This is a genomic window from Shewanella sp. 125m-1 (assembly GCF_052977065.1).
Window position 1 is genome coordinate 1 of the sequence record NZ_JBRILT010000045.1, and the last position, 24,278, is coordinate 24,278.

27 protein-coding genes and 1 tRNA gene are annotated in these 24,278 nt (G+C 43.5%); 14 read left to right on the forward strand and 14 right to left on the reverse strand.

Features of this window, described 5'->3' with window-relative positions; all coding sequences use genetic code 11:
• Nucleotides 1-120 precede the first annotated feature (120 nt).
• From ACVBIK_RS16645 to ACVBIK_RS16655, 3 genes are all read left to right on the forward strand, one after another.
• Nucleotides 121-195, forward strand: a tRNA-Gln gene (locus ACVBIK_RS16645).
• Nucleotides 196-469: 274 nt separating this feature from the next.
• Nucleotides 470-928 carry a hypothetical protein gene (locus ACVBIK_RS16650; protein WP_447163302.1) on the forward strand — a complete coding sequence of 153 codons (459 nt, stop codon included), beginning with the start codon at nucleotides 470-472 and terminating at the stop codon, nucleotides 926-928.
• 43 nt (nucleotides 929-971) lie between these two features.
• Nucleotides 972-1,388: a hypothetical protein gene (locus ACVBIK_RS16655; RefSeq protein WP_447170130.1), complete on the forward strand. Its 417-nt coding sequence runs from the start codon at nucleotides 972-974 to the stop codon at nucleotides 1,386-1,388.
• An 83-nt stretch (nucleotides 1,389-1,471) separates the two neighbouring features.
• Here the strand turns inward: ACVBIK_RS16655 and ACVBIK_RS16660 are convergent, their stop codons facing one another.
• The 3 genes from ACVBIK_RS16660 to lolB form a co-directional block, all read right to left on the reverse strand.
• Entirely contained in the window at nucleotides 1,472-2,419 is a 948-nt protein-coding gene (locus ACVBIK_RS16660; RefSeq protein WP_044556501.1) for a ribose-phosphate pyrophosphokinase, read from the reverse strand.
• Between the two features lie 65 nt (nucleotides 2,420-2,484).
• Nucleotides 2,485-3,339, reverse strand: a complete 855-nt coding sequence (ispE, locus tag ACVBIK_RS16665) for a 4-(cytidine 5'-diphospho)-2-C-methyl-D-erythritol kinase (protein ID WP_447160188.1) — start codon at nucleotides 3,337-3,339, stop codon at nucleotides 2,485-2,487.
• Nucleotides 3,336-3,995 (reverse strand): lipoprotein insertase outer membrane protein LolB, encoded by a 660-nt coding sequence (gene lolB / locus ACVBIK_RS16670; protein WP_447170131.1) that lies wholly within the window; start codon nucleotides 3,993-3,995, stop codon nucleotides 3,336-3,338. The genes ispE and lolB overlap by 4 nt, the downstream gene beginning before the upstream one ends.
• 269 nt (nucleotides 3,996-4,264) lie before the next feature.
• Here lolB and hemA point away from each other — a divergent pair, with 269 nt between their 5' ends.
• From hemA to prmC, 3 genes are read left to right on the forward strand one after another with little or no spacing between them, the layout of a single operon-like run.
• Nucleotides 4,265-5,515 carry a glutamyl-tRNA reductase gene (gene hemA, locus ACVBIK_RS16675; RefSeq protein WP_447170132.1) on the forward strand — a complete coding sequence of 417 codons (1,251 nt, stop codon included), beginning with the start codon at nucleotides 4,265-4,267 and terminating at the stop codon, nucleotides 5,513-5,515.
• A 13-nt stretch (nucleotides 5,516-5,528) separates the two neighbouring features.
• Nucleotides 5,529-6,614, forward strand: a complete 1,086-nt coding sequence (gene prfA / locus ACVBIK_RS16680) for a peptide chain release factor 1 (RefSeq protein ID WP_447160185.1) — start codon at nucleotides 5,529-5,531, stop codon at nucleotides 6,612-6,614.
• 47 nt (nucleotides 6,615-6,661) lie between these two features.
• Nucleotides 6,662-7,504 (forward strand): peptide chain release factor N(5)-glutamine methyltransferase, encoded by an 843-nt coding sequence (gene prmC, locus ACVBIK_RS16685; protein ID WP_447160184.1) that lies wholly within the window; start codon nucleotides 6,662-6,664, stop codon nucleotides 7,502-7,504.
• Nucleotides 7,505-7,586: 82 nt separating this feature from the next.
• On the opposite strand, the gene ACVBIK_RS16690 is transcribed toward prmC, so the two are convergent.
• Nucleotides 7,587-8,009 carry a GNAT family N-acetyltransferase gene (locus tag ACVBIK_RS16690; RefSeq protein ID WP_447160183.1) on the reverse strand — a complete coding sequence of 141 codons (423 nt, stop codon included), beginning with the start codon at nucleotides 8,007-8,009 and terminating at the stop codon, nucleotides 7,587-7,589.
• Nucleotides 8,010-8,225: 216 nt separating this feature from the next.
• On the opposite strand from ACVBIK_RS16690, the gene ACVBIK_RS16695 reads away from it, so the two are divergent.
• The 6 genes from ACVBIK_RS16695 to ACVBIK_RS16720 all read left to right on the forward strand — a co-directional run bounded on the left by ACVBIK_RS16695 (nucleotide 8,226) and on the right by ACVBIK_RS16720 (nucleotide 14,651).
• Nucleotides 8,226-8,621, forward strand: a complete 396-nt coding sequence (locus ACVBIK_RS16695) for a SirB2 family protein (RefSeq protein ID WP_447160182.1) — start codon at nucleotides 8,226-8,228, stop codon at nucleotides 8,619-8,621.
• Nucleotides 8,621-9,409: a transglutaminase family protein gene (locus ACVBIK_RS16700; protein WP_447160181.1), complete on the forward strand. Its 789-nt coding sequence runs from the start codon at nucleotides 8,621-8,623 to the stop codon at nucleotides 9,407-9,409. The genes ACVBIK_RS16695 and ACVBIK_RS16700 overlap by 1 nt, the downstream gene beginning before the upstream one ends.
• Before the next feature lie 198 nt (nucleotides 9,410-9,607).
• Nucleotides 9,608-10,876 (forward strand): DUF819 family protein, encoded by a 1,269-nt coding sequence (locus tag ACVBIK_RS16705; protein ID WP_447160180.1) that lies wholly within the window; start codon nucleotides 9,608-9,610, stop codon nucleotides 10,874-10,876.
• A 68-nt stretch (nucleotides 10,877-10,944) separates the two neighbouring features.
• Nucleotides 10,945-11,793, forward strand: a complete 849-nt coding sequence (kdsA, locus tag ACVBIK_RS16710) for a 3-deoxy-8-phosphooctulonate synthase (protein ID WP_447163306.1) — start codon at nucleotides 10,945-10,947, stop codon at nucleotides 11,791-11,793.
• A 218-nt stretch (nucleotides 11,794-12,011) separates the two neighbouring features.
• Nucleotides 12,012-13,574, forward strand: coding sequence for an AbgT family transporter (locus ACVBIK_RS16715; protein ID WP_447160178.1), 1,563 nt, complete (start codon nucleotides 12,012-12,014; stop codon nucleotides 13,572-13,574).
• A gap of 201 nt (nucleotides 13,575-13,775) precedes the next feature.
• A complete protein-coding gene (locus ACVBIK_RS16720) occupies nucleotides 13,776-14,651 on the forward strand; it encodes a multidrug transporter (protein ID WP_447163307.1) in 876 nt (291 codons plus the stop codon).
• A gap of 80 nt (nucleotides 14,652-14,731) precedes the next feature.
• On the opposite strand, the gene ACVBIK_RS16725 is transcribed toward ACVBIK_RS16720, so the two are convergent.
• The 5 genes from ACVBIK_RS16725 to ACVBIK_RS16745 form a co-directional block, all read right to left on the reverse strand.
• Nucleotides 14,732-15,433 carry a phosphatase PAP2 family protein gene (locus ACVBIK_RS16725; RefSeq protein ID WP_447170133.1) on the reverse strand — a complete coding sequence of 234 codons (702 nt, stop codon included), beginning with the start codon at nucleotides 15,431-15,433 and terminating at the stop codon, nucleotides 14,732-14,734.
• 217 nt (nucleotides 15,434-15,650) lie between these two features.
• On the reverse strand, nucleotides 15,651-15,767 hold the full coding sequence (locus ACVBIK_RS16730; protein ID WP_447160171.1) for a methionine/alanine import family NSS transporter small subunit: 117 nt from the start codon (nucleotides 15,765-15,767) through the stop codon (nucleotides 15,651-15,653).
• On the reverse strand, nucleotides 15,764-17,263 hold the full coding sequence (locus ACVBIK_RS16735) for a sodium-dependent transporter (RefSeq protein WP_447163309.1): 1,500 nt from the start codon (nucleotides 17,261-17,263) through the stop codon (nucleotides 15,764-15,766). Before ACVBIK_RS16735 ends, ACVBIK_RS16730 begins: the two co-directional genes overlap by 4 nt.
• A gap of 291 nt (nucleotides 17,264-17,554) precedes the next feature.
• Nucleotides 17,555-18,694 carry a ketopantoate reductase family protein gene (locus ACVBIK_RS16740; protein WP_447170134.1) on the reverse strand — a complete coding sequence of 380 codons (1,140 nt, stop codon included), beginning with the start codon at nucleotides 18,692-18,694 and terminating at the stop codon, nucleotides 17,555-17,557.
• 13 nt (nucleotides 18,695-18,707) lie between these two features.
• A complete protein-coding gene (locus ACVBIK_RS16745; RefSeq protein WP_447160168.1) occupies nucleotides 18,708-19,115 on the reverse strand; it encodes a VanZ family protein in 408 nt (135 codons plus the stop codon).
• Between the two features lie 125 nt (nucleotides 19,116-19,240).
• Between ACVBIK_RS16745 and ACVBIK_RS16750 the strand changes: the two genes are divergently transcribed.
• A complete protein-coding gene (locus ACVBIK_RS16750; protein ID WP_447170135.1) occupies nucleotides 19,241-19,726 on the forward strand; it encodes a YajQ family cyclic di-GMP-binding protein in 486 nt (161 codons plus the stop codon).
• A 59-nt stretch (nucleotides 19,727-19,785) separates the two neighbouring features.
• Here ACVBIK_RS16750 and ACVBIK_RS16755 read toward each other — a convergent pair whose 3' ends face one another.
• The 5 genes from ACVBIK_RS16755 to ACVBIK_RS16775 form a co-directional block, all read right to left on the reverse strand.
• Nucleotides 19,786-20,019 carry a hypothetical protein gene (locus ACVBIK_RS16755; RefSeq protein WP_220764781.1) on the reverse strand — a complete coding sequence of 78 codons (234 nt, stop codon included), beginning with the start codon at nucleotides 20,017-20,019 and terminating at the stop codon, nucleotides 19,786-19,788.
• A gap of 206 nt (nucleotides 20,020-20,225) precedes the next feature.
• Nucleotides 20,226-21,662, reverse strand: coding sequence for an AmpG family muropeptide MFS transporter (locus ACVBIK_RS16760; protein WP_447170136.1), 1,437 nt, complete (start codon nucleotides 21,660-21,662; stop codon nucleotides 20,226-20,228).
• Between the two features lie 171 nt (nucleotides 21,663-21,833).
• On the reverse strand, nucleotides 21,834-22,154 hold the full coding sequence (locus ACVBIK_RS16765; RefSeq protein ID WP_447160165.1) for a hypothetical protein: 321 nt from the start codon (nucleotides 22,152-22,154) through the stop codon (nucleotides 21,834-21,836).
• Nucleotides 22,155-22,281: 127 nt separating this feature from the next.
• Complete coding sequence (locus ACVBIK_RS16770; RefSeq protein WP_447163313.1) at nucleotides 22,282-22,878, reverse strand: peptidylprolyl isomerase; 597 nt, start codon at nucleotides 22,876-22,878, stop codon at nucleotides 22,282-22,284.
• A gap of 48 nt (nucleotides 22,879-22,926) precedes the next feature.
• Nucleotides 22,927-23,493, reverse strand: coding sequence for a YajG family lipoprotein (locus tag ACVBIK_RS16775; RefSeq protein WP_447170137.1), 567 nt, complete (start codon nucleotides 23,491-23,493; stop codon nucleotides 22,927-22,929).
• A gap of 222 nt (nucleotides 23,494-23,715) precedes the next feature.
• Between ACVBIK_RS16775 and ACVBIK_RS16780 the strand changes: the two genes are divergently transcribed.
• Nucleotides 23,716-24,276: a porin family protein gene (locus ACVBIK_RS16780; protein ID WP_447160162.1), complete on the forward strand. Its 561-nt coding sequence runs from the start codon at nucleotides 23,716-23,718 to the stop codon at nucleotides 24,274-24,276.
• Nucleotides 24,277-24,278 lie beyond the last annotated feature (2 nt).

Sequence of the window (24,278 nt, forward strand, 5' to 3'; positions counted from 1 at the left end):
ATTGGTAGACACGCCAGATTTAGGTTCTGGTGCCGCAAGGTGTGAGAGTTCAAGTCTCTCTTCCCGTACCATTTATTTAACATTGCTAGCTAAGGCTGGTTATGCGTTAGAAAGTTTGATTGGGGTATCGCCAAGCGGTAAGGCACCGGGTTTTGATCTCGGCATTCCCAGGTTCAAATCCTGGTACCCCAGCCATATAAAAGAAAGCCCATCCTCGGATGGGCTTTTTTGTTTTCTGCATTTTAAAACCTGCATTTTCAAGCTTATTCAAAACAGTGTTCGTCAGGCTCACTTTTTTCATCACTTTGTTCGTCTTCCATAAAAGAGCTCGTGGCTAAAGCTAGTAACTAACACTCTAAACTAAAGCTCAAAGCTAAAACTCGCAGTTAAAGCTAGAAACTAAAGCTAGAAACTAAAGCTCTAAATTTGTGCTAGGATTTTGCTCTGTATTTTTCAAGGAGTGAATACTATGAGGTTTGTAAAAACCTTGCTTATTACATATTTCATGTCTTTAAGTGCTTTTGTGCAAGCTGCGCCATCAACACTTGAAATCGATGACAATATCCAACCAAAGTCCTCAGATCGCTATATTCGCGCCGTTCATAAAGAAGTTGAGACGAATACTGATGATCTCAATAAGATCCGTTACGCCATTCTAGAGGGGATGTTGACCACAAAGGGCTTTGCTTGGGTGTATCAAGGTGAAGGCGATGGGTACATTTTGGCGCGCTTTGATTATCGAGGCGACACCAATGTGATACGGATTGAATATAACTCATCTTTAGTGCAGCTTAAATATCATGATGCACTTGGTGACTATGTGTGTAAGACATTGATTGATGACATCTGCTATAAAAATAGTCGTGGTTATTACAACTACATAAAAAATCTTAGAAATAGCATCAACAAGCAGCTGAAAGGGCTTTAATCATTTCAAATAATCATCGTTAAAGCCATTCAAAGGACAGAATATGAAAAAAATGAGTGCAGCTTTGCTTGTGGGGGCTTGCGGCTTAATGCCTGTGGCGGCAAGTGAGTTACAGCTTTATCAAGACCCCATTCCGTACGGTAGTTACGTTAAAGATTTAGATAGTATGCTGACGGATGCGGTTAAACGTAACCACTGGGTGTTTAGAAAAAATGAGGCAGGCCTTAGGTATGCTAATTTAGATTATAAGAGCTATAAAATAAAAACTGAGCTAGTGGTTAACAGCAACACAGTCGCTGTTAAGTTGATAAGCGCAGAACGTCCTGATTGTGGCAAAAAGAGCTGTAAAGTCGATATGGGTAGGGTTGATGGTTGGCTGGTTAAACTACGTCGTAGCATCGCTTATGATGTGACTCAGGCAGTTAGAGATGATGCACTAAAGCACAGATCTGTTGAGTGATCCCTAATCGCAAACTCTAGTCATAAAAAAACGCACTCAATTGAGTGCGTTTCTATTTATGTTACTGACTAACTCGTGGTGAATTAGTGCTTGAACATAGCAGAGATTGACTCTTCGTTGCTTACGCGGCGAATTGCTTCAGCCATAACCGTAGACATAGTCAACTGAGATACTTTCTCTAGAGCCGCAATTTCAGGGCTTAGCGGGATAGTATCTGTCACAATCACTTCATCAATCACTGATTCAGCGATGTTCTTAGCAGCGTTGCCAGAAAATACTGGGTGAGTTGCATAAGCGAATACGCGGTTTGCACCGTGCTCTTTCAGTGCTTCAGCAGCTTTACACAGTGTTCCACCAGTATCGATCATGTCATCAACAATGATGCAGTCACGGCCTTGAACATCACCAATGATATGCATAACTTGAGCAACGTTAGCTTGTGGGCGACGCTTATCGATAATTGCTAGATCAGAATCATCAAGCAATTTAGCGACTGCACGAGCACGTACAACACCACCGATATCTGGTGATACAACTACAGGGTTTTCTAGATTTTTAGCTAACATGTCTTCTAGTAACACTGGGCTACCGAATACGTTATCAACTGGAACGTCGAAGAAACCTTGAATTTGCTCAGCGTGTAGATCACAAGTCAATACGCGGTCAACGCCAACGCTTGAAAGGAAGTCTGCTACAACTTTAGCTGTAATAGGTACACGAGCACTACGAACTCGACGGTCCTGACGCGCGTAACCAAAGTAAGGAATAACCGCTGTAATACGACCAGCTGATGCACGACGAAGCGCGTCAACCATAACGATAAGTTCCATTAGGTTATCGTTAGTAGGAGCGCAAGTAGATTGAATGATAAAAACATCCGCACCACGTACATTTTCATTAATTTGGACACTGATTTCGCCGTCACTGAAAACGCCTACTTCTGCGTCTCCAAGTTTACAAAATAGACGATCGGCTATCTTCTTAGCGAGACTAGGTGTTGCGTTACCGGCAAAAAGTTTAATGTCAGGCACTGTATGAACCTCAGGCGTATGCTTCATGATAGTGGCTGGGATTAAAAAAGTATCCCAGAATGTGGTTAACACTGAGCTAATCTCAGCATTAACGGCGATATATTTGCCCCTTTCGCAACAAAGCCTTGAATCGATGCAGGCAACTTCGCCAATACATCTTTAGCCTCTTGCTCCTGTTCGAATTGACCAAAAACACATGCTCCTGTTCCGGTCATTCTGGACGGCGCATATTCTAGCAGCCAGCCTAAGGTCTTGGCAACTTGAGGGTGGCGTTTTGCGACTAATGCTTGGCAGTCATTTTGCCATGGGCTGCTCATTAACGTCTCAAGGCTGAGCTTGGGTGTGTTTCGCGGCAATTCTGGGTCTTGGAATACTTCCGCTGTAGAAACATGGACCTGAGGAATTAATACCAGATACCAAGGCTCGGCAGGTTCAACATTTTCTAGTTTTTCACCTACGCCTTCGGCAAAGGCTGAGAAACCATTAATAAAAACAGGTACATCGGCGCCAAGGCTTAAGCCTATCTCAGCTAAATCTGCTAGAGACAACCCCGTTGCCCACAACTCGTTTAGTGCAACTAAGGTTGTGGCCGCATCAGAAGAACCACCACCCAAACCACCTCCCATAGGTAAGCGTTTATCGAGCCAAATTTCAGCGCCAAACTGACATTTTGTGTGCTGTTGTAGTGATTTTGCAGCTTTAAGAATTAAGTTATCGCTGTCGGCAACAACCCCTGCCATATTTGAGTGCAATTTGAGTTCGGGTTTATCTAACACTTTAAAGTCTAAGTAGTCACAATGTTCGACGAACTGAAACAAGGTTTGCAGTTCGTGATATCCATCATGGCGCCGTGCATTGATATGCAGAAATAGGTTAAGTTTTGCTGGCGCCGGCCAGCCTAGTGAAAGTGGCGCAGTCATAAAGAGCTCTCAGTATTTGAGGTTTGTTGTATAAGAATTTGGCTTTGTGGTGCTAAGGCCTGCCATTGATTCAATTGTAGCTTTAGATGAATATCACCACGTTGTAAATTGAGTAGTCGAGGTACCTCTGCACCGCTTTGAGCTTGCCAACTTTTAAAATCAACTTCCCAGGGGGGAAGTTGCTCTGCGTTTACCAGCTTAACTGGGCGCCCCTGGTTATCAGTGCTGATCAGTTTATCGCCTGGAGTGAGCTGGCCGGTGATCCATAGTGGTAGCGACTCGATAGGAATAGACCAGCCAGAGACGCGGGTCAACAAGCGCTGTGCATCTGTGTCGGTATAGGTTTTACCGTCAACTTCAAGTGTCGCGTTACCAGCATAGCTTGAAAGAGACAGCACCGTAGTACCTAGCATGGTCGTTAGTTTTAGTTCATCGCGCTCGGGGCTATGGAGCCAATATAGGTTAGTGCTAAACCTATCTTGCGGTGTTCTAACGGCAAGTTTCCCCTGCATTTCCCATGCTTTAGCCTGCTGCACTTTGTTAACAGAGACGGGAATTAGGTTGTCTGGTATGGTAGTTGAGCAGCCGCTAATGAAAATAGTGCTCAATATCAACCATAGATAAGTGTTTTTTGTGAACCGGCTCAAATTATTCATCTATTACTGATATAAAAGAGCCCTTATGATACGAGGGGTTGAATGAATTACCAATGCCCATATGCAAAAATATGCTTTTGCACAATGCTCAATGTCGTTTTAGCGTGACATAACTATATATGAATAGTTAAAAAAGTGATGCTAATTGAAAAAATGGGTAAGAACATAGATTATTATTCGGTTTTGTTAAGCGTATTCTGTTTTTAACAACACCAATTCAGTAGAATGGCACCAATAAATGAGATGCCCAAGAGTCCAGAACGAGTCAAATGAGCCTTGTAGCAATCGGAATTAACCATAAAACGGCCACGGTCGACCTACGTGAGAAAGTCGCATTCGCACCAGACAGAATTCATGATGCCATGAAGAGTCTAGCGTCTCGTACTCTAACGGGGGAAGCCGTCATCATTTCCACCTGTAACCGCACAGAACTTTACTGTAATAATAGTGAAACTGCTGATGTCGTTGCTTGGCTGGAAGATTATCATCAACTATCCCATGAAGATGTTGAGCCCTGCTTGTACCAATATAAAGGTCAAGAAGCGGTTAAGCATTTAATGCGTGTATCTGCTGGTCTCGATTCACTGATTTTGGGTGAACCGCAAATTTTAGGCCAAGTGAAGCAATCTTTTGTGAAAGCAAAAGAAGCGGGTACCGTTGCAGCGACAATGGATCGCTTGTTTCAAAATACCTTTTCAGTCGCCAAAAAAATTCGTACTGATACCGAAATTGGTGCTGCTGCCGTATCGGTAGCCTTTGCTGCGGTGAGCATGGCAAAGCATATTTTCTCATCACTTAGCACGACTCAAGTATTATTAGTCGGCGCCGGTGAGACAATAGAGTTAGTTGCACGTCACCTAAAAGACAATGGTGTTAAAAGCATGGTGGTTGCAAACCGAACCATTTCACGTGCAGAAGCCATGTGTGACGAGTTCGGTGCCACAGCAATTACACTCGAACAGATCCCAGATTTTCTCCCTAAGGCCGATATCGTGATATCCTCTACGGCTAGCCCATTACCAATACTTGGTAAGGGCATGGTAGAAAAAGCGCTTAAACAGCGTCGTCATCAACCTATGTTATTGGTTGATATAGCAGTTCCTCGAGATATCGAGGCTGAAGTTGCGGATCTAGATGATGCATTTCTCTATACCGTAGATGACCTGCAAAGCATTATTGAACAAAATATGGCATCTCGAAGAGAAGCTGCCGAGCAAGCAGAATTAATTGCAGAAGATCAAGCTTATCTATTTATGGAATGGATCCGCTCACTAGAGTCGGTAGACAGTATCCGTGAATATCGCACTCAGAGTATGGCGATTAAAGATGAACTGGTAGAGCGAGCGGTCAACAAGTTGGCCCAAGGTGGTAATAGTGAGCAAATCTTACTGGAGCTAGCCAATAAGCTGACCAACAAGCTGATCCATGCACCGACACAAGCGCTTACCGCTGCGAGTCGACAAGGGGATTTGAATTCTCTTGGACAATTAAGAGCTGTGCTTGGACTAGATAAAGACTAAGGTTAGCGTTTAAATGAAGGACAGTGTGATTCGTAAGCTTGAAGGCTTACTTGAACGTAACGAAGAAGTACTGGCGTTACTGAGCGATGCAGGTGTTATCGCTGATCAGGAGCGTTTTCGCGCCTTGTCTAAAGAATATTCTCAATTAGAGGATGTGGTCAGAACTTTTAAAGCATTTCAGCAAGCAGAAGAAGATTTAGAATCTGCTAAAGAGATGATGGAAGAAGATGACGCAGAGCTAAAAGAGATGGCTCAGGAAGAATTTAAAGTCGCTAAGTCGGCGATTGCAGTGCTTGAAGATGAACTGCAAATCCTGTTGCTGCCAAAAGATCCTAATGATGATAATAACTGCTTTATTGAAATTCGCGCAGGCGCGGGTGGAGATGAAGCAGCTATCTTTGCGGGCGATTTGTTCCGCATGTACAGCAGATACGCTGAAAGTAAACGCTGGCAAATTGAAGTCATGAATACCAATGAAGGTGAGCATGGCGGCTTTAAAGAAGTGATTGCTAAAATCAGTGGTGAAGGCGTTTACGGCAAACTTAAGTTCGAGTCTGGTGGACACCGTGTACAGCGCGTTCCAGAGACTGAATCTCAAGGCCGTGTTCATACTTCTGCTTGTACCGTTATTGTATTGCCAGAAGTGCCTGAAGCTGAAGCCATTGAAATCAACAAGGCCGATCTGAAAGTTGATACTTTCCGCGCATCGGGTGCTGGTGGTCAGCACGTAAACAAAACCGATTCGGCTATTCGTATTACGCATATTCCTACAGGTATTGTTGTTGAGTGTCAGGATCAGCGTTCACAGCATAAAAACCGTGCCCAAGCGATGAGCGTGCTTTCTGCACGTATTCAAGCGGTTGAAGACGAAAAGCGCCGTAGTGCTGAAGAAAGTACGCGTCGTAACTTAGTCTCAAGTGGTGATCGTTCAGAGCGTATCCGTACTTATAACTTCCCACAAGGTCGCGTAAGTGAGCACAGAATTAACTTAACTCTGTACCGCCTAGGCGAATTTATGGAAGGCGATATCGATTGTGTTATCGAGCCTCTCATTCTAGAAAACCAAGCGGATATGCTTGCAGCACTAGGTGAAGGTTAATCCTTCACTCAAATAATTATTGTGCTACAGATGAATAAGGATATTCCTTGCAATTAACTATCTCAGGGGCACTTAAGTGGGCCTCTTCTCAGCTTGAAAGTATCTCTGACTCAGCATCGCTTGATGCTGAGGTCATGTTGCTTCATGTGATTAATAAACCTCGTAGTTATTTATATACTTGGCCTGAAAAAAGCTTAGAGCCAGAGCAAGTCTTTGAGTTTAAACAAATGCTCGCCAAGCGTTTACGTGGTAACCCCATCGCTCACATTGTGGGTGAAAGGGAATTTTGGTCACTGCCATTTAGAGTGAATCCAACAACGCTGATCCCACGTCCAGATACTGAAATTTTGGTAGAGACGGCGCTTAACTTACCATTAGCAGAAACGGCTAAAGTACTCGATTTGGGTACAGGGACTGGCGCGATAGCGTTGTCATTGGCCCATGAACGCAATGAGTGGCAAGTGTGTGCGATTGATAAAGTGGATGATGCGGTTGAATTAGCCAAAGAGAATCGTACCAATCTAAAGCTAGAGCAAGTCGATGTGTTTCAAAGTGACTGGTTTGATGCGGTTGAGTGTTATGACTTTAACTTGATCGTGTCCAATCCTCCTTACATTGATGAGGAAGACGAACACCTTTCTCAAGGTGATGTTAGGTTTGAGCCTCAAAGTGCACTGACTGCGCCGTTGAGAGGGTTTGCAGATCTGTTTCACATTGCCGAGTCTGCGCGTGATTACCTTGCTCCTGGTGGCTACTTGTTACTTGAGCATGGCTATCAACAAGCTATCGAGCTCAGAGATAAGTTAACCGAGCTGGGCTACGAAAATGTTGCCACAGTGCGTGACTTTGGTAGTAATGATCGCTGTACATTAGGCCGCTGGCCTCGTTAAGACTTTGGCGTTAAAACAGAAAAGGCACTATTAATAGTGCCTTTTTCTATGCTGATGGCTATAAGCGCTTACTGTCTGATCGTTATAAAAGCTGTTTAACCATAAAGTGCTTACAACCTGTTTTAGGGTAAGTCTGTTGTGTCCACTGCAGTTGATAACCACGCTTTTCATAAAATGGCTTAGCTTGAAAGTTTAAAGTATCTAAGATTGCAGAGCGGCAGCCGCGGGCTAAGGCAATCGCTTCGGCTTGCTCAAGTAGTTGATGACCAACATTTTGCCCTCGCAAACCTTCATCGACCCAAAGGTTGTCAATCATCAGCCAATGGCCAAAGGTTCTACCAGAAAAGCCTGCGAGTAATTCACCATTTTCAGTCTCTAATTTTAAGCCTAACGGTAATCGTTCAGACACTTCCCAATGTTGCCAGTTAAATTCAGCGATTTTACGCTTAACGGCATCGGCAAATTCATCACTGTCATCAAGAACAAACTGAATCTTGTTGGTCATTAATAATGCCTCTATGGTGTTTAGTAACGAATTAAGGCCATTACGCTAACCCAAAGTTTGGCTAAATGACAAGCTGATAATAGCGAGAGACTAATGGGTAAAACTCTGGCTTGATTAAACTTTGTGCGGTTCAGCGTGTTGTCATCGCCTGATATTGGTTATGGATTAAGGTATGGGTTACACTAGCCGCCTTTATCGGCTAATAGACCTTTTTTCATGGAAACTTTTTACAGTTTATACCCTGCGTTTAAGCACCTGCATATGACGCTTATCGCGACTAGCGTATTGTTTTTCTTAGTCCGTTTTGTATTGCATTTACGTAAGTCTCCGGTACTGGAGAAGAAAGCGATTAAAATAGCACCTCATGTTATCGATACTTTCTTGCTGCTATCTGGATTGATTTTATGCTTCTCCATTAAGCAGTACCCTTTTGTTGATCCGTGGATGACAGAAAAACTGGGTGCCGTTGTAGCCTATATCGTTTTGGCAACCATAGCGCTTAAAGCGAATCGCAATACATTGTTTAAAGTGTTTGCAGCCTTTGGTGCTATTGGTTGGGTTGTTTACGCTGCAAAACTGGCGATATTAAAGCAATCGGTGTTACTTGGTTAATGACTGATTTAACAATTAACGACTCAATTCAGCTTCCAGAGACGGCTTTAGACATTGCTGAGCATTTAGGTTTTTCTAAGGCTAAGAATGGCAACTGGGCGTGGCTAGAGTTGGCTGGGTCAGTGCTCAGCTTCTATGTGGTTGATAGGCGCGAGCGATTAAATGGGCTGCTTAACTGGTTTTATAATGACTTGGGCTTTTGCCCCCGCGAAGACTATTACAGTGCCGAGGCTGCCGATTTAGGCAAATGCTTAACCTCGAAGCAAGGTAATAGCACAACGCTAGCAACAGTATTGATGCTACTGGCAAAGCAGTTAGATCTTAAATTAGATTTACTGTTGTTGCCTGGGCAAACTGTACTTTGTAGTCAAATCGATGATCAGATCCGTTATATTGACCCGCTTACAGGCGCGGAGCTGAGCAAGCATCAGCTACATGTGTTTGTACGGGGTGAGCTAGGTAATGGAGCGAGCTTTAAATCTAGTTACCTAAAGCCTGCTAGCATTAAGCGGATAGTGTCTCGGATGCTGCATGAAATGAAAGCTGGCAGCATCTTGGCCCACAAGTTTGAGCCAGCGATGGAGTGCTGTAACTTGTTGCTTCAATGGCATAGCGATGATTTGAATCTAAATCGAGAGCGCGCCTTTATTGCGCAGCAACTTGGCTGTATAAGTGTTGCTGCGGCAGACTTAACTCACTTTGTAGAAAATAGTCCGCATGATCCGGTGATTGAGCTGGTGAAAATGCAATTAAAAGAACTTAAAGAGGAAGTTGAAACTTTCCATTAAGAATCACAATAGGGCCTAAGGGCCCTTTTGTGTTGATATAGCCGCTTCAAACTAGGGCAAAAGATTTAAACAGAGCGCATTGCTTGAAAAAGATAATAAAAACGCGCCGTTAAAAATAAGCTTAAAAATCACACCAACAAATTGAAATAAAAGAATAATAATTAGGCAAAGCATTGCCAATATTAAGGGAATAGGATCATGAGTAGTTCAGCTTCAGTGACCAGTGCACTGGTGACAAATGACGCTACCGCATTAGGTATTTTGGCGGTAGTACTGGGTTTTGTGTTTTATACCAGTAATAGCAACAATGCGTTTTGGAAGAAGTTTTATACTTTCGTTCCAGCTTTGCTGATGTGTTATTTCTTACCATCGCTATTAAATACCTTCAATATTATCGATGGTAATACGTCACAGCTGTATTTTGTTGCGTCGCGTTACCTGCTGCCAGCCTGCTTGGTATTACTGATTTTAAGTGTCGACTTAAAGGCCATTCTCTCGTTAGGGCCGAAAGCGATTATTATGTTCCTAACCGGAACCGTGGGTATCGTGATTGGCGGGCCCATTGCACTACTGATTGTCTCAAGTTTAAACCCTGAAATACTTGGGGTGACAGGGCCTGATGCCGTTTGGCGTGGCATGACGACCCTTGCGGGTAGCTGGATTGGTGGCGGAGCGAACCAAGCCGCAATGAAAGAAATTTATGACGTAGGCGGTGATATTTTTTCCATTATGGTGACGGTGGACGTTATCGTGGCGAATATTTGGATGGCAGTTCTGCTATTTATGGCGTCGAAAGCCAAGCAGATTGATGCAAAAACAGGTGCCGATACCACCGCGCTTGAAGCTCTGAAAGATAAAGTCGAAAAGTATCATGCAGAGAATGCTCGCATTCCTAGCTTGAAAGACTTGATGATGATCGTGATGATTGGATTTGGTGTTACAGGTTTAGCGCATATAGTCGCTGACTTATTAGGCCCATTTTTCGAAACCAATTATCCGTGGACTCGAGATTACAGCTTAACCTCTAAGTTTTTCTGGTTAATCGTCACGGTTACTACGATTGGCTTAATTTTGTCGTTTACACGAGTACGACATATCGAAGCGGCGGGCGCTTCAAAAGTTGCGACAGCATTCTTGTATATTTTGGTCGCAACCATCGGATTGCATATGGATGTGTCAAAATTGGCCGATCCAGACAACCTGTGGTTCTTTGCTATTGGTATCATTTGGATGTTAGTACACGCTAGCTTTATGCTGATTGTGGCTAAGTTAATAAAAGCGCCACTGTTCTATATGGCTGTGGGTAGTCAAGCCAATGTTGGCGGCGCGGCATCGGCCCCCGTAGTGGCTGCAGCCTTTCACCCAGCTTTAGCCCCTGTAGGTGTACTACTAGCAGTATTGGGCTATGCTTTAGGCACTTATATGGCATGGATTTGTGGCCAGATTTTACAAGCTGTGGCGACTTAAGTCGCAGCGAAAACCTAGTTGATTAATGCCAAGGTACAGACCTTGGCTCACGAAGAGAGAAGAGATTGATGAGCAATAAAATCATTAGTTTAGGTTCGATTGAAATCGCAAACGATAAGCCTTTTGTACTGTTTGGCGGTATGAACGTACTTGAGTCACGTGACTTGGCAATGCAAATTGCAGAAACCTATGCCGAAGTCACTCAAAAGCTAGGGATCCCTTATGTGTTTAAGGCTTCTTTTGATAAAGCAAACCGCTCATCAGTTAACTCTTACCGTGGTCCAGGCATGGAAGAAGGCCTAAAGATTTTTGAAGAGATCAAGTCAACGTTTAACCTGCCTTTAATTACCGACGTACACGAAGTTTACCAGTGCGCACCAGTAGCTGAAGTGGTTGATATTATCCAGCTACCCGCTTTCTTAGCTCGCCAAACCGATCTTGTGGTTGCGATGGCAAAGACTGGCGCCATCATCAACGTGAAAAAACCGCAGTTTTTAGCGCCACACGAAATGCGTCATATCATCACTAAGTTTAATGAAGCAGGTAACGACGAAATTATTCTTTGTGAGCGTGGCTCAAGCTTTGGTTACAACAACCTAGTTGTCGATATGCTAGGTATGGATGAAATGAAGCAAACGGGTTACCCGGTGATTTTTGATGCGACCCATGCACTACAGCGCCCTGGCGGACGAGCTGACAGCGCCGGTGGACGCCGCGCTCAAGCGACAGAGCTTGCACGTAGTGGTATGGCATTAGGTCTAGCTGGCCTATTTATCGAGGCGCATCCAGATCCTGACAATGCTAAGTGTGACGGCCCATGTGCCTTGCCACTAAATCAGTTAGAGAACTATTTAACCCAAATGAAAGCGATTGATGATTTAGTCAAATCTTTTGACCCAATCGACACTAGCAAATAAGCGCTAAGTATTTTGCGCTGATTGTTGGTCGCTAAAGAAAATAAAGCCCTGCAGCTCGTCAGGGTTTTATTGTTTTTATCGGCAGCATTTAAGTTTAAATACAGACTAAGTCTTTATTCTATTAGGTTATAAAAATACTCGATGTTTTGTCTCGCAAGCAACCAAGGGGTGGTTAATTGCATGGCGGCATATGAGAAAACATAAAAATAGGTTGAATGATGAACACAGATAAACAGGCTCTTGGTGATCAAGGGCCACAAGGAATGCTAGGTAAAGCATTAGACAGCATTGAAAGGGTTGGTAATAAGCTGCCTGATCCTGCGATGTTATTTTTAATTTTGATGTTTGCGGTATGGGCGCTGTCAGCGCTGCTATCGGGCGTGAGTTTTGATGCCATCGACCCTACCACGAATTCTCCAATTGTGGTTAATAACTTGCTAACCGCAGAAGCGCTAACTAAGTTCTTAACATCGATGGTAACCACTTTTACCGCATTCGCCCCATTAGGTGTGGTGCTGGTCGCGATGTTAGGTGTGGGGGTTGCTGAGCACTCAGGTTTTATTAATACTGCGCTAAAACGCATGTTAAAAATCACTCCTGCTAAGTTTCTAACTCCGGCAGTGGTTTTAGTCGGTATTATTTCTCATACCGCAACTGATGCGGGTTATGTGGTGGTTATTCCGCTGGCAGGCGTTATTTTCTTCACCGTTGGACGCCACCCGCTAGCCGGTATTGCTGCTGCATTTGCTGGTGTGTCAGGCGGTTTTTGTGCCAACTTTATTCCTTCAGGTATTGACCCATTATTGCAGAGCTTTACTCAAGCTGCAGCGCAAATTGTTGATCCTACAATTGAAGTTAACCCGTTAAATAACTGGTTCTTCGCTGCGTCGTCTTGTATCCCTATTACGCTGGTTATTTGGTATCTAACCGATAAAGTATTAGAGCCTCGCCTAAATCGTACCCATAAGGTGAATCGCGAAGAGGTCGATTTACCTGCGATGGAAGAAGAAAAGCCATCTGAGATTAAAGCATTCCGCGTTGCAACCTTAGTGATGGTAGTGGCTATTGCAGCCTTCTTCTCGTTAACCGTGCCTGAAACTTCAACGCTGCGAGATGGGAATGGCTCCTTGACGAGCTTTAAAGCGCCATTGATGCAGTCAATTGTGCCGCTCATCTTCATCTTCTTTATGTTGCCTGGCCTTGTATATGGTTATATGACCGGCGCATTTAAGACTTCTGGTGATGTTGTACAAGCGATGTCTAAATCGATGAGCGGCATGTCGCACTACATCGTTATGGCATTTTTCTGTGCGCAGTTTGTGGCGGCATTTTCGGCATCAAACCTTGGCGCATTAATCGCTGTTGAAGGAGCGGGTGGCTTAAAAGCGTTAAACTTACCGGCTGAAATCACTGTCGTTGGTATGATTGTTCTAGTTGGCTTTGTGAACCTGTTTGTTGGTTCATCATCGGCTAAATGGGCTTTAATTGGTCCAGTATTAGTGCCTATGTTGATGCAGTTAAACATTAGCCCTGACTTATCGCAAGCGGCATACCGCGTAGGTGATTCAAGCTCGAATATCATCACGCCTCTTATGCCTTATTTCCCGCTAGTAGTGGTTTACTGTCAGCGCTATGTGAAGAACATTGGTATTGGCACGCTTATCTCTATGATGCTGCCATTTAGCTTGGCATTGATGTCTATCTGGAGTGTGTGGCTACTGGCTTATTGGGCATTAGGCTTCCCGCTAGGCTTAGGTGCTAGTTACACCTATGGACTTTAACGCTCTAGTTTATTAGTGTTTAGCTAGCTAAATTACCGTGATGAATAAGGGCAACGTATCGACGTTGCTTTTTTTTTACGGTTTTGGCTCTGCTTTTACCCACTTCTCACTCTAGCACTAAGAGTTATTTTCAGTATTCTAATCCCCCTTAGGTTTGTTTCTACTGGCATAATAGCTTTTTTGATTTGGGCGCTTCTTTGCATGACATGGATTTTCTTTACCTTTTTAGCTGCATCAATGCAGGCGTGGCGCAATGCCTTTCAAAGCCAGCTGAGTAGAGATGTTAATATTGCAGGTGTCACCTTAGCGCGATTTATCTGGGCGACGCCTATCGCCATTGTCTATTTGGTAGGGCTATATCTCTGGCAGCCGGTAGGCTTACCCTTTATTACGCTTAAATTTAGTGCTTATGTATTAGGCGCGTCTGCGATGCAAATTCTAGCGACCGCCTTGATGGTCAAGTTGTTCAAGATGAAGAACTTTGCCGTGGGTGCAGGGCTTGCTAAGAGTGAAGCGTTAGTTGCTGCGATGCTAGGCGTGCTTTTTTTCGGTACTCATTTATCACCGCTTGGTTGGATAGGCGTGATGATTGGCGGTATTGCCGTGTTTATGATGAGTAGTAAGCAAGGCTTTAAGCAACTTTCGTTATCAACCGTCTTACTTGGCCTTGCTTGTGGCACCGCTTTTGCGCTGACATCTTTATGGGTACGAGAAGCCAGCCTTAGCTTAGATCTGCCTTTTCCTCATAGAGCCGCATGGGTGTTGCTATTTGTGGTTGCTATTCAGACAACCGTGTTATTGATTTACTCTTATGCCGTAGATAAAAATACCATTGACGGTTTACTGCAAAGACCAAAGCTAACACTGCTGACCAGTGCCACGAGTTGTTTGGGGTCAATCGGTTGGTTTAGCGCTATGTCTTTACAAGCTGTGCCGTACGTTAAAACCTTAGGCCAAATAGAGGTGTTTTTTACGTTGCTCATAGCTACATTCTGGTTAAAGGATAAGGTGAAAATCAAAGATATGATGGGGCTTCTTCTTATTGCCCTCGCTGCGATGCTGGTTATGTGGAGTTAGGTGCTAACTCTTTAATAGTCTTTAAATGCTAGCAGTGTTTTCTACATTTAAGTGATACAAAAAAGTGATATAGATAAGCGTTACTCTCGCGCTTTATATGCGAAAGCATATTTGCTCAGAGCGATAGATAACTGGGCGCATAATACCCCAAGGGTTGCGCCGGCAATAAGGTCGCCAAGAAAGTGGTAATTTTGCCCTAATTGCCCAGCAATCGCCCCAAACATAGCTAATAACCATAACCAATATAGTTTTGGCAAGCGCCACCAAAATACGCTGACTAATGCGAAAGTGAATAGGGCGTGTCCTGATGGAAAAGAGTTATAGGCCGCCCCCAGAGTAAAAGGATAAAACCCTTCGACGCCATTATGGATCCAGGAAGGGTTACTGCCAGCTTGAGCATAAATCCAGGTTTCCGGCCAAGTGCGGCCAAATATAAATTTAGCGCTGACTCTGATGATGCTGGCAAAAATTAAGGTTAGCACCAAAGTGAGCGCCATCCTGGCCAGTTTTTTACGCCAGGCGGGATTTAAGCAAGCAAGAATAATGATAGCTGCGAGACATTCGAAAAATAGCGGCATTTGACTGAGAGGCTTAAAGATAGCGCTAGCATCAACATTGTGGTGCACCCAAGTTGATACAGGGCGGTCTAAAAACAGCACGCTAAATATAACGCCACTTATTGCAGCAAAGTATAGCCATACGCTGCTACGTAATGTAAGTGCTTGGCGCTGGGGGAGTGACACGCTATTAATGGCTGCTGGCTGTTTATCTGCTTGGTTCATTAATTCAAAGGGCATTGTATAGGAGAGTTGAGAGTGTATGAGCTACTAGAGTTAACTACAAGCTCATGCAGAGGGATATTGGTTCGCTAGCAAGTTAACTTATGTTTTTACATTCTCAGATACTTACCGATGTTAAGTGGGATAAAGGGTATTAAAATGATTAACGCCAATATCCTGAGACTGTAACTAACTGCGAGTCACTACATATTAGAGATGTTCATTGTTCACTGTCATTGTTTTTTGAGGCTCTCATCGCTATCGCAATGCAAACACCCGCGCCGCCCCAAGTAATGAGTAGCGCCAATACCATCATTATTATCGCCCCTGCACTCATTCTTTTGGCTCCTTTTCTTGGTTAGTACTTGAAATTAAACTGATAAAAATGGCGGCGAACAACATTACTGCGATAAGTCCCCATCCGAGAAGTAGTTGGTCAGCAATAGGATAATCACCATAGCCATTAGTAAGCGTATTCGTGAGGTTTTTAACTAATAAAATTGCCAACATGATAGGGCTGATAAAGCGTAGACAAATAACCAGCCAATGGCCAATACTAAACTCACTACACTGGTTGGCATACTCACGGATATCGGCAATGTTAAATAACCATGCAACAATGATTAGCTCGACCAGACAACTTGAGAGTAAGGCAATGTTATTAATAAAGTAATCTACAAGGTCGAGCAGTAATAAACCGCCGTGACTTGAAAACACCATCGAGATAACAAAGCCTGTTCCGCAAACCAGTAGCGCGGCTTTTTTTCTCGATATGGCCAGCTTATCGATGACCGCTGACACCACTGCTTCAATAATAGAGATATGCGAGCTTATGCCTGCTACGACCAAGGCGAGGAAAAACAGTGGTCCAAGAATATAAGGGATGGGCAGTATATTAATCGCTGCGGGTATGGTGACAAAGGCTAAACCTACTCCGGATGAAACAACATCTGTAATGGGCTTAGCTTGTTCTTGTGCCATATAGCCAAGTACGGCAAAGATCATAATACCGCTCAATGTTGAGAAACCACAGTTAATCAAAACGGTCATAAAAGCGTTATTATTAATATCTGATTTTTTAGGTAGATAGCTTGAGTAGGCCAGCATGATCGCAAAGCCGACACTCAAAGAGAAAAATATCTGTCCGTAAGCTGCCGACCAAACATTCGCATCTAAAATCATGCTGAAGTCGGGTTTAAATAGGTAGTTGAGCCCTTCCATTGCTCCAGGAAGAAAGACTATGCGGCCAATGAAGAGCAGCACCATAATAAACAACAATGGCATCATAATCTTACTGGCTCGCTCAATACCGCCTTTTACTCCACTATAAACAGCAAAGGTTGTGATGCTCCAGGCGATAGCCATTGGAATTGCGATATGAAATTGGATCGAGCCTAACTTTGTTGGGGAGTTGTCTTTAACTTGTAGGTATTCATTAAAAAAGAAAGCGTTAGTGTCAGTGCCCCAGCTTTGGCTAATGGAGAAGATTAAATAGGAGATAGCCCAGCCAATAATTGCGACGTAGTAGATAGCGATCACTGCGGCAATAAAGACCTGAAACCAGCCCAGCCATTCAAGCCTAAAGCCTAATGAGGCCCCGAGTTTGGCGAATATTTTTGGTGCGGCGCTGCGGTATTTATGACCTAGGCTAAACTCCATGATCATAAATGGAATACCTGCTGTAACCATGGCAAACAGATAGGGAATGAAGAAAGCGCCGCCGCCATTTTCGTATGCCATGTAGGGAAAGCGCCAAATATTGCCCAGACCGATGGCAGAGCCTACAGCAGCCAGAATAAAGCCTGTTCTTGAGTTCCATTGCTCTCTTTGCATTGAACGCGCCTGTCTATTCTCCAACTACATTATTGTAAATTGGGACAACAGAATTAATTTTAGTCAGGTTTATGGATCTTGCTTAGGCAAAAGGATTGTAGGTTATGAAATCACTACTTTTTTAGAGAGAGTGCGGTAGATGAAAAGGGGAAGCGGTGTGGTCATGTTTTTAACGCTGAATACTCATATCAAACTCCAAACACCAAACATCAATTACTAAATCCTCATTACTGATGACTTAACTAGCCTCCCTTATCCCGTGCTCCTTAAATTAGCTTCTCTATTACTAATTTAACCTTGGTAAGCGGCTTCACACTGTTTTACCTGGTCAACAAGTGACTGGTTATAGGGCACATTCAATTTGTGTAACTTGGCTCGCTCTAAAACAAAGCCGTTAATCGCGTTAATTTCAGTTGCTCGCTGGTGGCTCACATCTTGCTGCATGGAAGAGTAATTCTGCGCAGTTAATTCAATGACTTGATAAACACGGTCAAGCAAATACTCCAAGTCTAAGTTGATACCATCGGCAGAAGCTACTTTTACCAGCTCACTTACGGCATTGAAGATAGTGTCGCGATACTCAAGATTGGCAAGTTGGCCGTTAGGGCAGCTGTGGATTGCTGTTAACGGGTTTATCGCCACATTGATGGCGAGCTTTTGCCATAGTAGAGGCAAGATATCATCATACCAACGACTTTGGGGGATGGTGCTGAGTAATATCGCTTTAAGCTCTGTACTTAGCTCTGTACTTAGCTCTGTACTTAGCTCTGTTCTTCGATCTGCGCTTAGCTCTGCACTTTTCTCAGGTTCTAGCTCTGCATTTTTCTCTGAATTAGGCTCAGTACTTTGCTCACAATCAAGAGTTGGCGCTTTATATGAACCTAATTGAGTGAGGCCCGCTCCGGTCTGTTTTACGTGCCACTTAGCCAGTTTTAACGCCCCTTGAGAGGTTGTACCAAGGCTTAAGCCTCGCTTGCCAAGGTAGGGCTTAACGTCTAAGTGAGGGCCCATGCCATTGTGCAGTAATAAAATATGCGTGTTGTTGGGCAGGTAAGGTAAAACAGCTGTCACAGCAGCAGTCACTTGATAGGCTTTTACACAGACGATTAATAATGTTGTGCGGGTTAAGCTTTGGCGGTAATCATCTTGGCCAATGAACTGGGCACTACGGGTAAGCTTTTGTCCATCAAGTGCAGTAAAACTGACTGGCTGAACATGCGAATGCGCCTCTCGGCTGATAAAACTTAACTCGTACTCAGGTTTATGACTTAGTGATTTAGGGTTTAGCGATTTAGCTTGCGGTGAAGTTGGCGCTGTAGTCAGCTCAGGTAGGCCATTACTGAGCTGGTGAAAAATAAGCTGTCCAATGGCACCCGCCCCCAAGATGGTGATCTGTTTGGCGCCTGAGTTTATCGGTGATGATGTTGGCATGTAAATTACTGCGTTATTCGCTATCGGGATCAATGAGTTTGGCGGCTTTAAAGTATCGACAGTAAATCCAGTGAGTAAAATAGAACAGTGATATTCCGATCATATCGGCAATAAAATCTGCAATAGAGGCGCTACGGTAGGATAACTGTGATTGCACCAGTTCAATAAACACAGCGTAGCCAGCTAAGATCACCGCAAGAATGTACCATTTGGGTCTAAACGCTAAGTAAGTTAAATAGGATAAGATAAAGAAGCTGCCAACGTGGCCAACTTTATCGAAATTGGGGATCCCAGTTTGATAGTAGTTTGGCTTAGAAAAAACCAAGTAACTGACCAAGATTAATGTTAACGCAAGCGCACACTTAAATATTGTTTGTCTATTTATCACGTCGAATGTATTTTTGTCATTTGCATCAATCATAAGAAAACCCGTAGATAAAGTCATCAATAACCCGCAAATTCATCAGCTTTTATGGTTTATTTACTTCAAGTTCGGGTGCTCTGTGCGTAAAATATGGCTACAAACATTTTTTAAGGACCAAACTTATGCCTTCAATGGATATTGTTTCAGAAGTAAATGAAGTTGAACTGCGTAACGCGGTTGATAATTCAGTGCGTGAATTGAAAGGACGTTTTGACTTTCGTGGCAAAGAAGCCAGCATCGAATATAAAGATCATATTGTGACCTTAACAGCCGAAGATGATTTTCAGTGCCGTCAGTTGGTCGATATCCTACGTATGCAGATGAGTAAGCGCGATGTGGATCCTAAATCGATGGATATTGATGAAAAAGCGGTACACAGCGGTAAAACCTTCTCTTTAAAAGTGAAGTTTAAAGAAGGTATCGAAACCTTAGTGGCTAAAAAGCTGGTTAAGCTGATTAAAGACAGCAAACTTAAGGTGCAGTCTTCTATTCAAGGTGACTCGGTTCGTGTGACTGGCAAGAAGCGTGATGATCTGCAACAGGTGATGGCACTTGCTCGCGAAGCAGAGCTTGGTCAGCCATTCCAGTTTAATAACTTCAGAGACTAATCTTTAGTTGTATTCGTCTCGATTAGGGCTGCCATGGTGGCAGCCCCTTGTCTTCAAGGTTAATCTTTTAGTTTATTAATTTCTTCGTTAACCTCATAGCCCTTGTCGGTAATGATTTTTTCTAAAACCACTAAGCGGTGCTGGATGCTTTTTACCTCATCAATCAGCTTCATTTTGTCACTGCTGTCGATCTTCGCTTCAAGCTGTTTCATACGGAAACGGTATTTAAAAAAGTCAGTTCCAAAGATGGCAAAAACAATAATCGCAACGATAACAATCTGACCAATATCCATATTCTTTCCTTTTACTATTCCAAGTGAGTCTCATTAAAAATAAAGATAAGCAAATAAAAGGCCAACAGTAAAAACTTTTTATTTTCATGTTGTTACGTTTTTACTGGCAAGTTTACATCATCTAAAATCAAATGAATTACCAATTTTACTCACTTGTTGGTTATTTATACCACTGCCTATCAAGACTGGTAACTATCAGTTTTCTTTTAGCTTCCTAGCTTTTTAGGATTCTCTTGATCTACTAAGTCACTTTCACTTGGCTCACTTTGGTTGGGATTAGGCGCATACTTTTGTACTAGCATGATCAGCCCAAGTACTGGGAAACCAATCAAACTTGCAGCGATAAAGAAGCTGACATAATCATAAGCATCGATATAAGCGCCAGAGAACCCCGCTACAAATTTAGGGAACAGCAACATAATTGAAGATAACAGTGCATATTGAGTCGCGCTGTAACCACTACTGGTCAAACTCGATAGGTAAGCGATAAATGCCGCTGTTGCGATACCTGCACTGAAATTGTCTACCGAAATCGCAAAGGTTAAGAAAGACACGTTGTAACCAATCATAGCCTGGTAGGCAAATAATAAGTTAGTCACCGCAACCAGAAATGCGCCTAAAAATAGAATCTTCATTGTGCCATAGCGAGCGATTAATAGACCGCCAGCTCCCGCGCCGACTAATGTCATGATCAGGCCATAGATTTTACTTAATGTGGCAATTTCCGTTTTCGAAAAGCCCATATCCACGTAAAACACGTTAGCCATGATCCCCATGACGATATCGGATATACGGTAGCAAGAGATCAGTAATAAGATAAGGATTGCACTGCGGCCATAACGCTTAAAGAAATCGATAAACGGCAGTACACTCGCGGTATAAATCCAAGACAAACTAGCGGCGATGGCTTTGGGGTAGCGGGCTGCAAACTTAACTTTTAATTCAGCTTCTTTTTCATCAGCCTCTTTGGTTTCAACAATCGGCTCTTTACTAAATAGCGTAGTTAAAATACCGATAGACATGAGCCCAGCCATGACTAAGTAGGCTGTTTGCCATGACACTAAACTGTAGGCCTCGCTATTAGGTTCTATCCATGCAGCTATGGTCAGTGCACCTGCTGTCGCTATAATCATGGCGCTGCGATAGCCTACTTGATAAGCCGCTGCGAGTGCTGCCTGCATTTTTACCGGCGCAGATTCAATTCGAAATGCATCGATAACAATATCTTGAGTGGCTGAGGCAAAGGCGACCATTAAGGCAAACAGAGCCAGTCGCTCTAAATCGGCTAGGGGATCGCTTTGACTCATCCCGATAATCGCTGCCACAAGAAGTAGCTGCGCGAACATCATCCAGCCACGCCTACGACCTAGTAGCCGAGTAAATATCGGCAGCGACATCCGATCCACTAGCGGTGACCAAGCCCATTTGAAACCATAAGCTAGTGCTATCCAACTAAAATAGCCAATGGCAGTTCGGTCAACCCCGGCTTCTCTGAGCCAGAATGACAGGGTAGAGAAAACCAGCATCAAGGGTAAACCGGCCGAAAAACCAAGTAACAACAAAACGAGAACGCGTTTATGGCAATAAATTGAGGCGGCGTCTTTAAAGCGCTGAAAGAAAGAGGGCACGGATGCAGAAGACATAAGGGATCTTTGCTGGAATAGATTCGCTTAGCTTACGGCTGAGCGAGATTAGGTTCAAGAGATTAATCGGTGATTTAGTGAGATGGCAATAAAAAACCCAAACCGACAATAGTGGCTTGGGCTTTGGTAGAGCTTAATAAGCTCTTTTGTGGATATTCAATAGTATAGATACTAAGGTCTGATGCCGATACAGCCTTGAGGTATTTGACCACCAATGCTCAAGTAGTCACAGCAATCATGGATCTGCTTTCGCAAAAACTGATTACCTCGAATAGCCCAACTAGGCCATCTGTCAAAGGCGTGTAATAGGTGCCAAAACACACGTTCCATATCTGTCTGCGCATCACCCTGATGATTGTACATCTGCCATTCTTCAAGGGTGTCCCATAGGTATAACTGGATTTCATTGAAATCGAGTTGATCACTCAAAAACGCTTTTCCATAGAAAGCCAGTTGGGGCGCCTTACCATCAATGAACTCATCCGCTGTCATTGAGCCGCCTCCTTTACTTAACAAAATAAGTATAGGCACGAAATTAGGTTTTTAGCTCAAATAAATTCAAATAAATTCAAATAAATTCAAATTATTTCAAAATTAATATTGGTAAATCATACTTACGTTAGTCGCGCGGTAACAGTGTCGCCTTCTTAAGTACTACATCTTTAACCGGAAAGTCAGGCCACTCTATCTTGGTGTTAAACTCAGTTGGCACGAGTGACATTGCTTGTAGCACTTCCATGCCAGAGGTCACTTCACCAAAAACGGCATAACCCCAACGGCGAGAAGAGGGATCTAACTTCTCATTGTCGACGATATTGAAATAGAATTGGCTGGTGGCTGTATGTGGTTCGGCTTCACGGGCCATTGCGATAGTGCCCGTTAAGTTAGATAGGCCATTGCCAGATTCATTAACGATTGGCTTATCGGTGGGTTTCTCTTCTTTGTTTAAATCTAAGCCCCCACCTTGTACAACGAAATCGCTAATCACGCGGTGGAACAAAGTGTTGTCGTAATGACCTTTTACGACATAGGTGAGAAAGTTATCAACGGTAATTGGGGCGCGGGTTCTATCGAGCTCAACCACAATTTTCCCCATGCTGGTATCAAGTTCTACCTGGGGATAAAGCGTATTAGGCTGAATGTCCACCGCATAGGACAGTTGGCTTGCAGTTAATAAGACAAGTGATGTTAGTGCCTTTGTTATCCAAGTTTTCATAGTGTTCCTTTTAATGGCAAGTTGAATACAGCAAGCCTTGAGTTATATTTATTGCTGAATAAACTGGTTAAGCTCTGGATCGTTAATAATGTCGCGGGTTAGCTCGCCCAGTAGTTTGTTCATTTCTAGTTCAAGCGTAGCAAAGTCGGCGCTAAATGGGCCTTTCAATAGACCTTTAGCACGATAACGTTTGGTCAGTTCTTGATTGGCATTCTTAGCGATCACATTGATGATAATTTGGCTATTAGCTTCAAAGCCAAAGGTGCCTTCATCAACATCGGTTAATAATTGCTCCAACTGTATTTGCATATGATTGACTGAGCTTGGGTCAATTCGGTATCCAGCCTGGGTAAATCCCTCTCTAAAGACTCGATCCATTTGCACTCGAGGCGCTTCACTCGGGCTGATAAGGCGCGCGGCTTTATCACCATCGTTAAAGCGCACGATAAAGTTGGCCGAACGAGTATCAATCGTTTCTAGGGCGACAGGAAGCTCGGCTTCTGTTTGTTGGCTAATGCTAGGAACCTCAGGATTTAAAGCGATATGTGATGGCCCTTGACTAGCGCAACCAGCAGCCGCAAGAGCTGCAGTGATCAATATAAGTAAACGTTTCATTTTGACTTTCATAAACAAGTTTTTAATGGCATCAGCATACCAGAAGATGTAGGTGATTCCAGAGCAAGCCTAAACTTTTGCAATTTAGGTGGTTTTTACTGTTATAGCGGCTGGATAACCCAAGCAAGGCTATTGTAGTATGCAGTGGTAATGGTTTTAACTGTTTTTAGTTTTAATGGCAGTGTAAATCACTGAAGGATAAGAGTGTATGAAGGGAATGATATGCGTATTTTAACAATGCTTGTTGCAGGTTTACTCAGCTGTAATGCTATAGCCACGGAGGCTCCTCATATTTTTGGTGTCAGTGCTGGCTATGGTTTCCAAGATTTAGAACAATCAGATAATCACGATAGCAGTGCTGGTGATAACTTTGTCGTGGATATTTACTACCGCTATATGTGGCACGAAAATGTTGGTCTTGAGGCGGGGTATTTTACCGGAAGTGGTGGTGTGGCGAGTATTTTTACCGGAGTAATCACTCGTATTAACAATATCGAGTATTCAGGATACAGGGCTGCGCTTTATGGAGAATACATGCTATCTGACAGTAATCGCTTATACGCAAAATTAGGCGCGAGTGCGAATGAGCTTTCCTACCATGTAGGCAACTGGGGCAGTGATAAGGTTAATTATTTTGAAGACGATGGAACGGATGTTTATGCCGCAGTTGGCTGGGGAATTAGGTTTAATTCTGGCTTAGGAATGAATGTCGAGTATCAATATGTGCCGGTGCAGGCGTTAGAGGTGCAAAACCTCAATATTGGCTTGAGTTATCGCTTTTAACC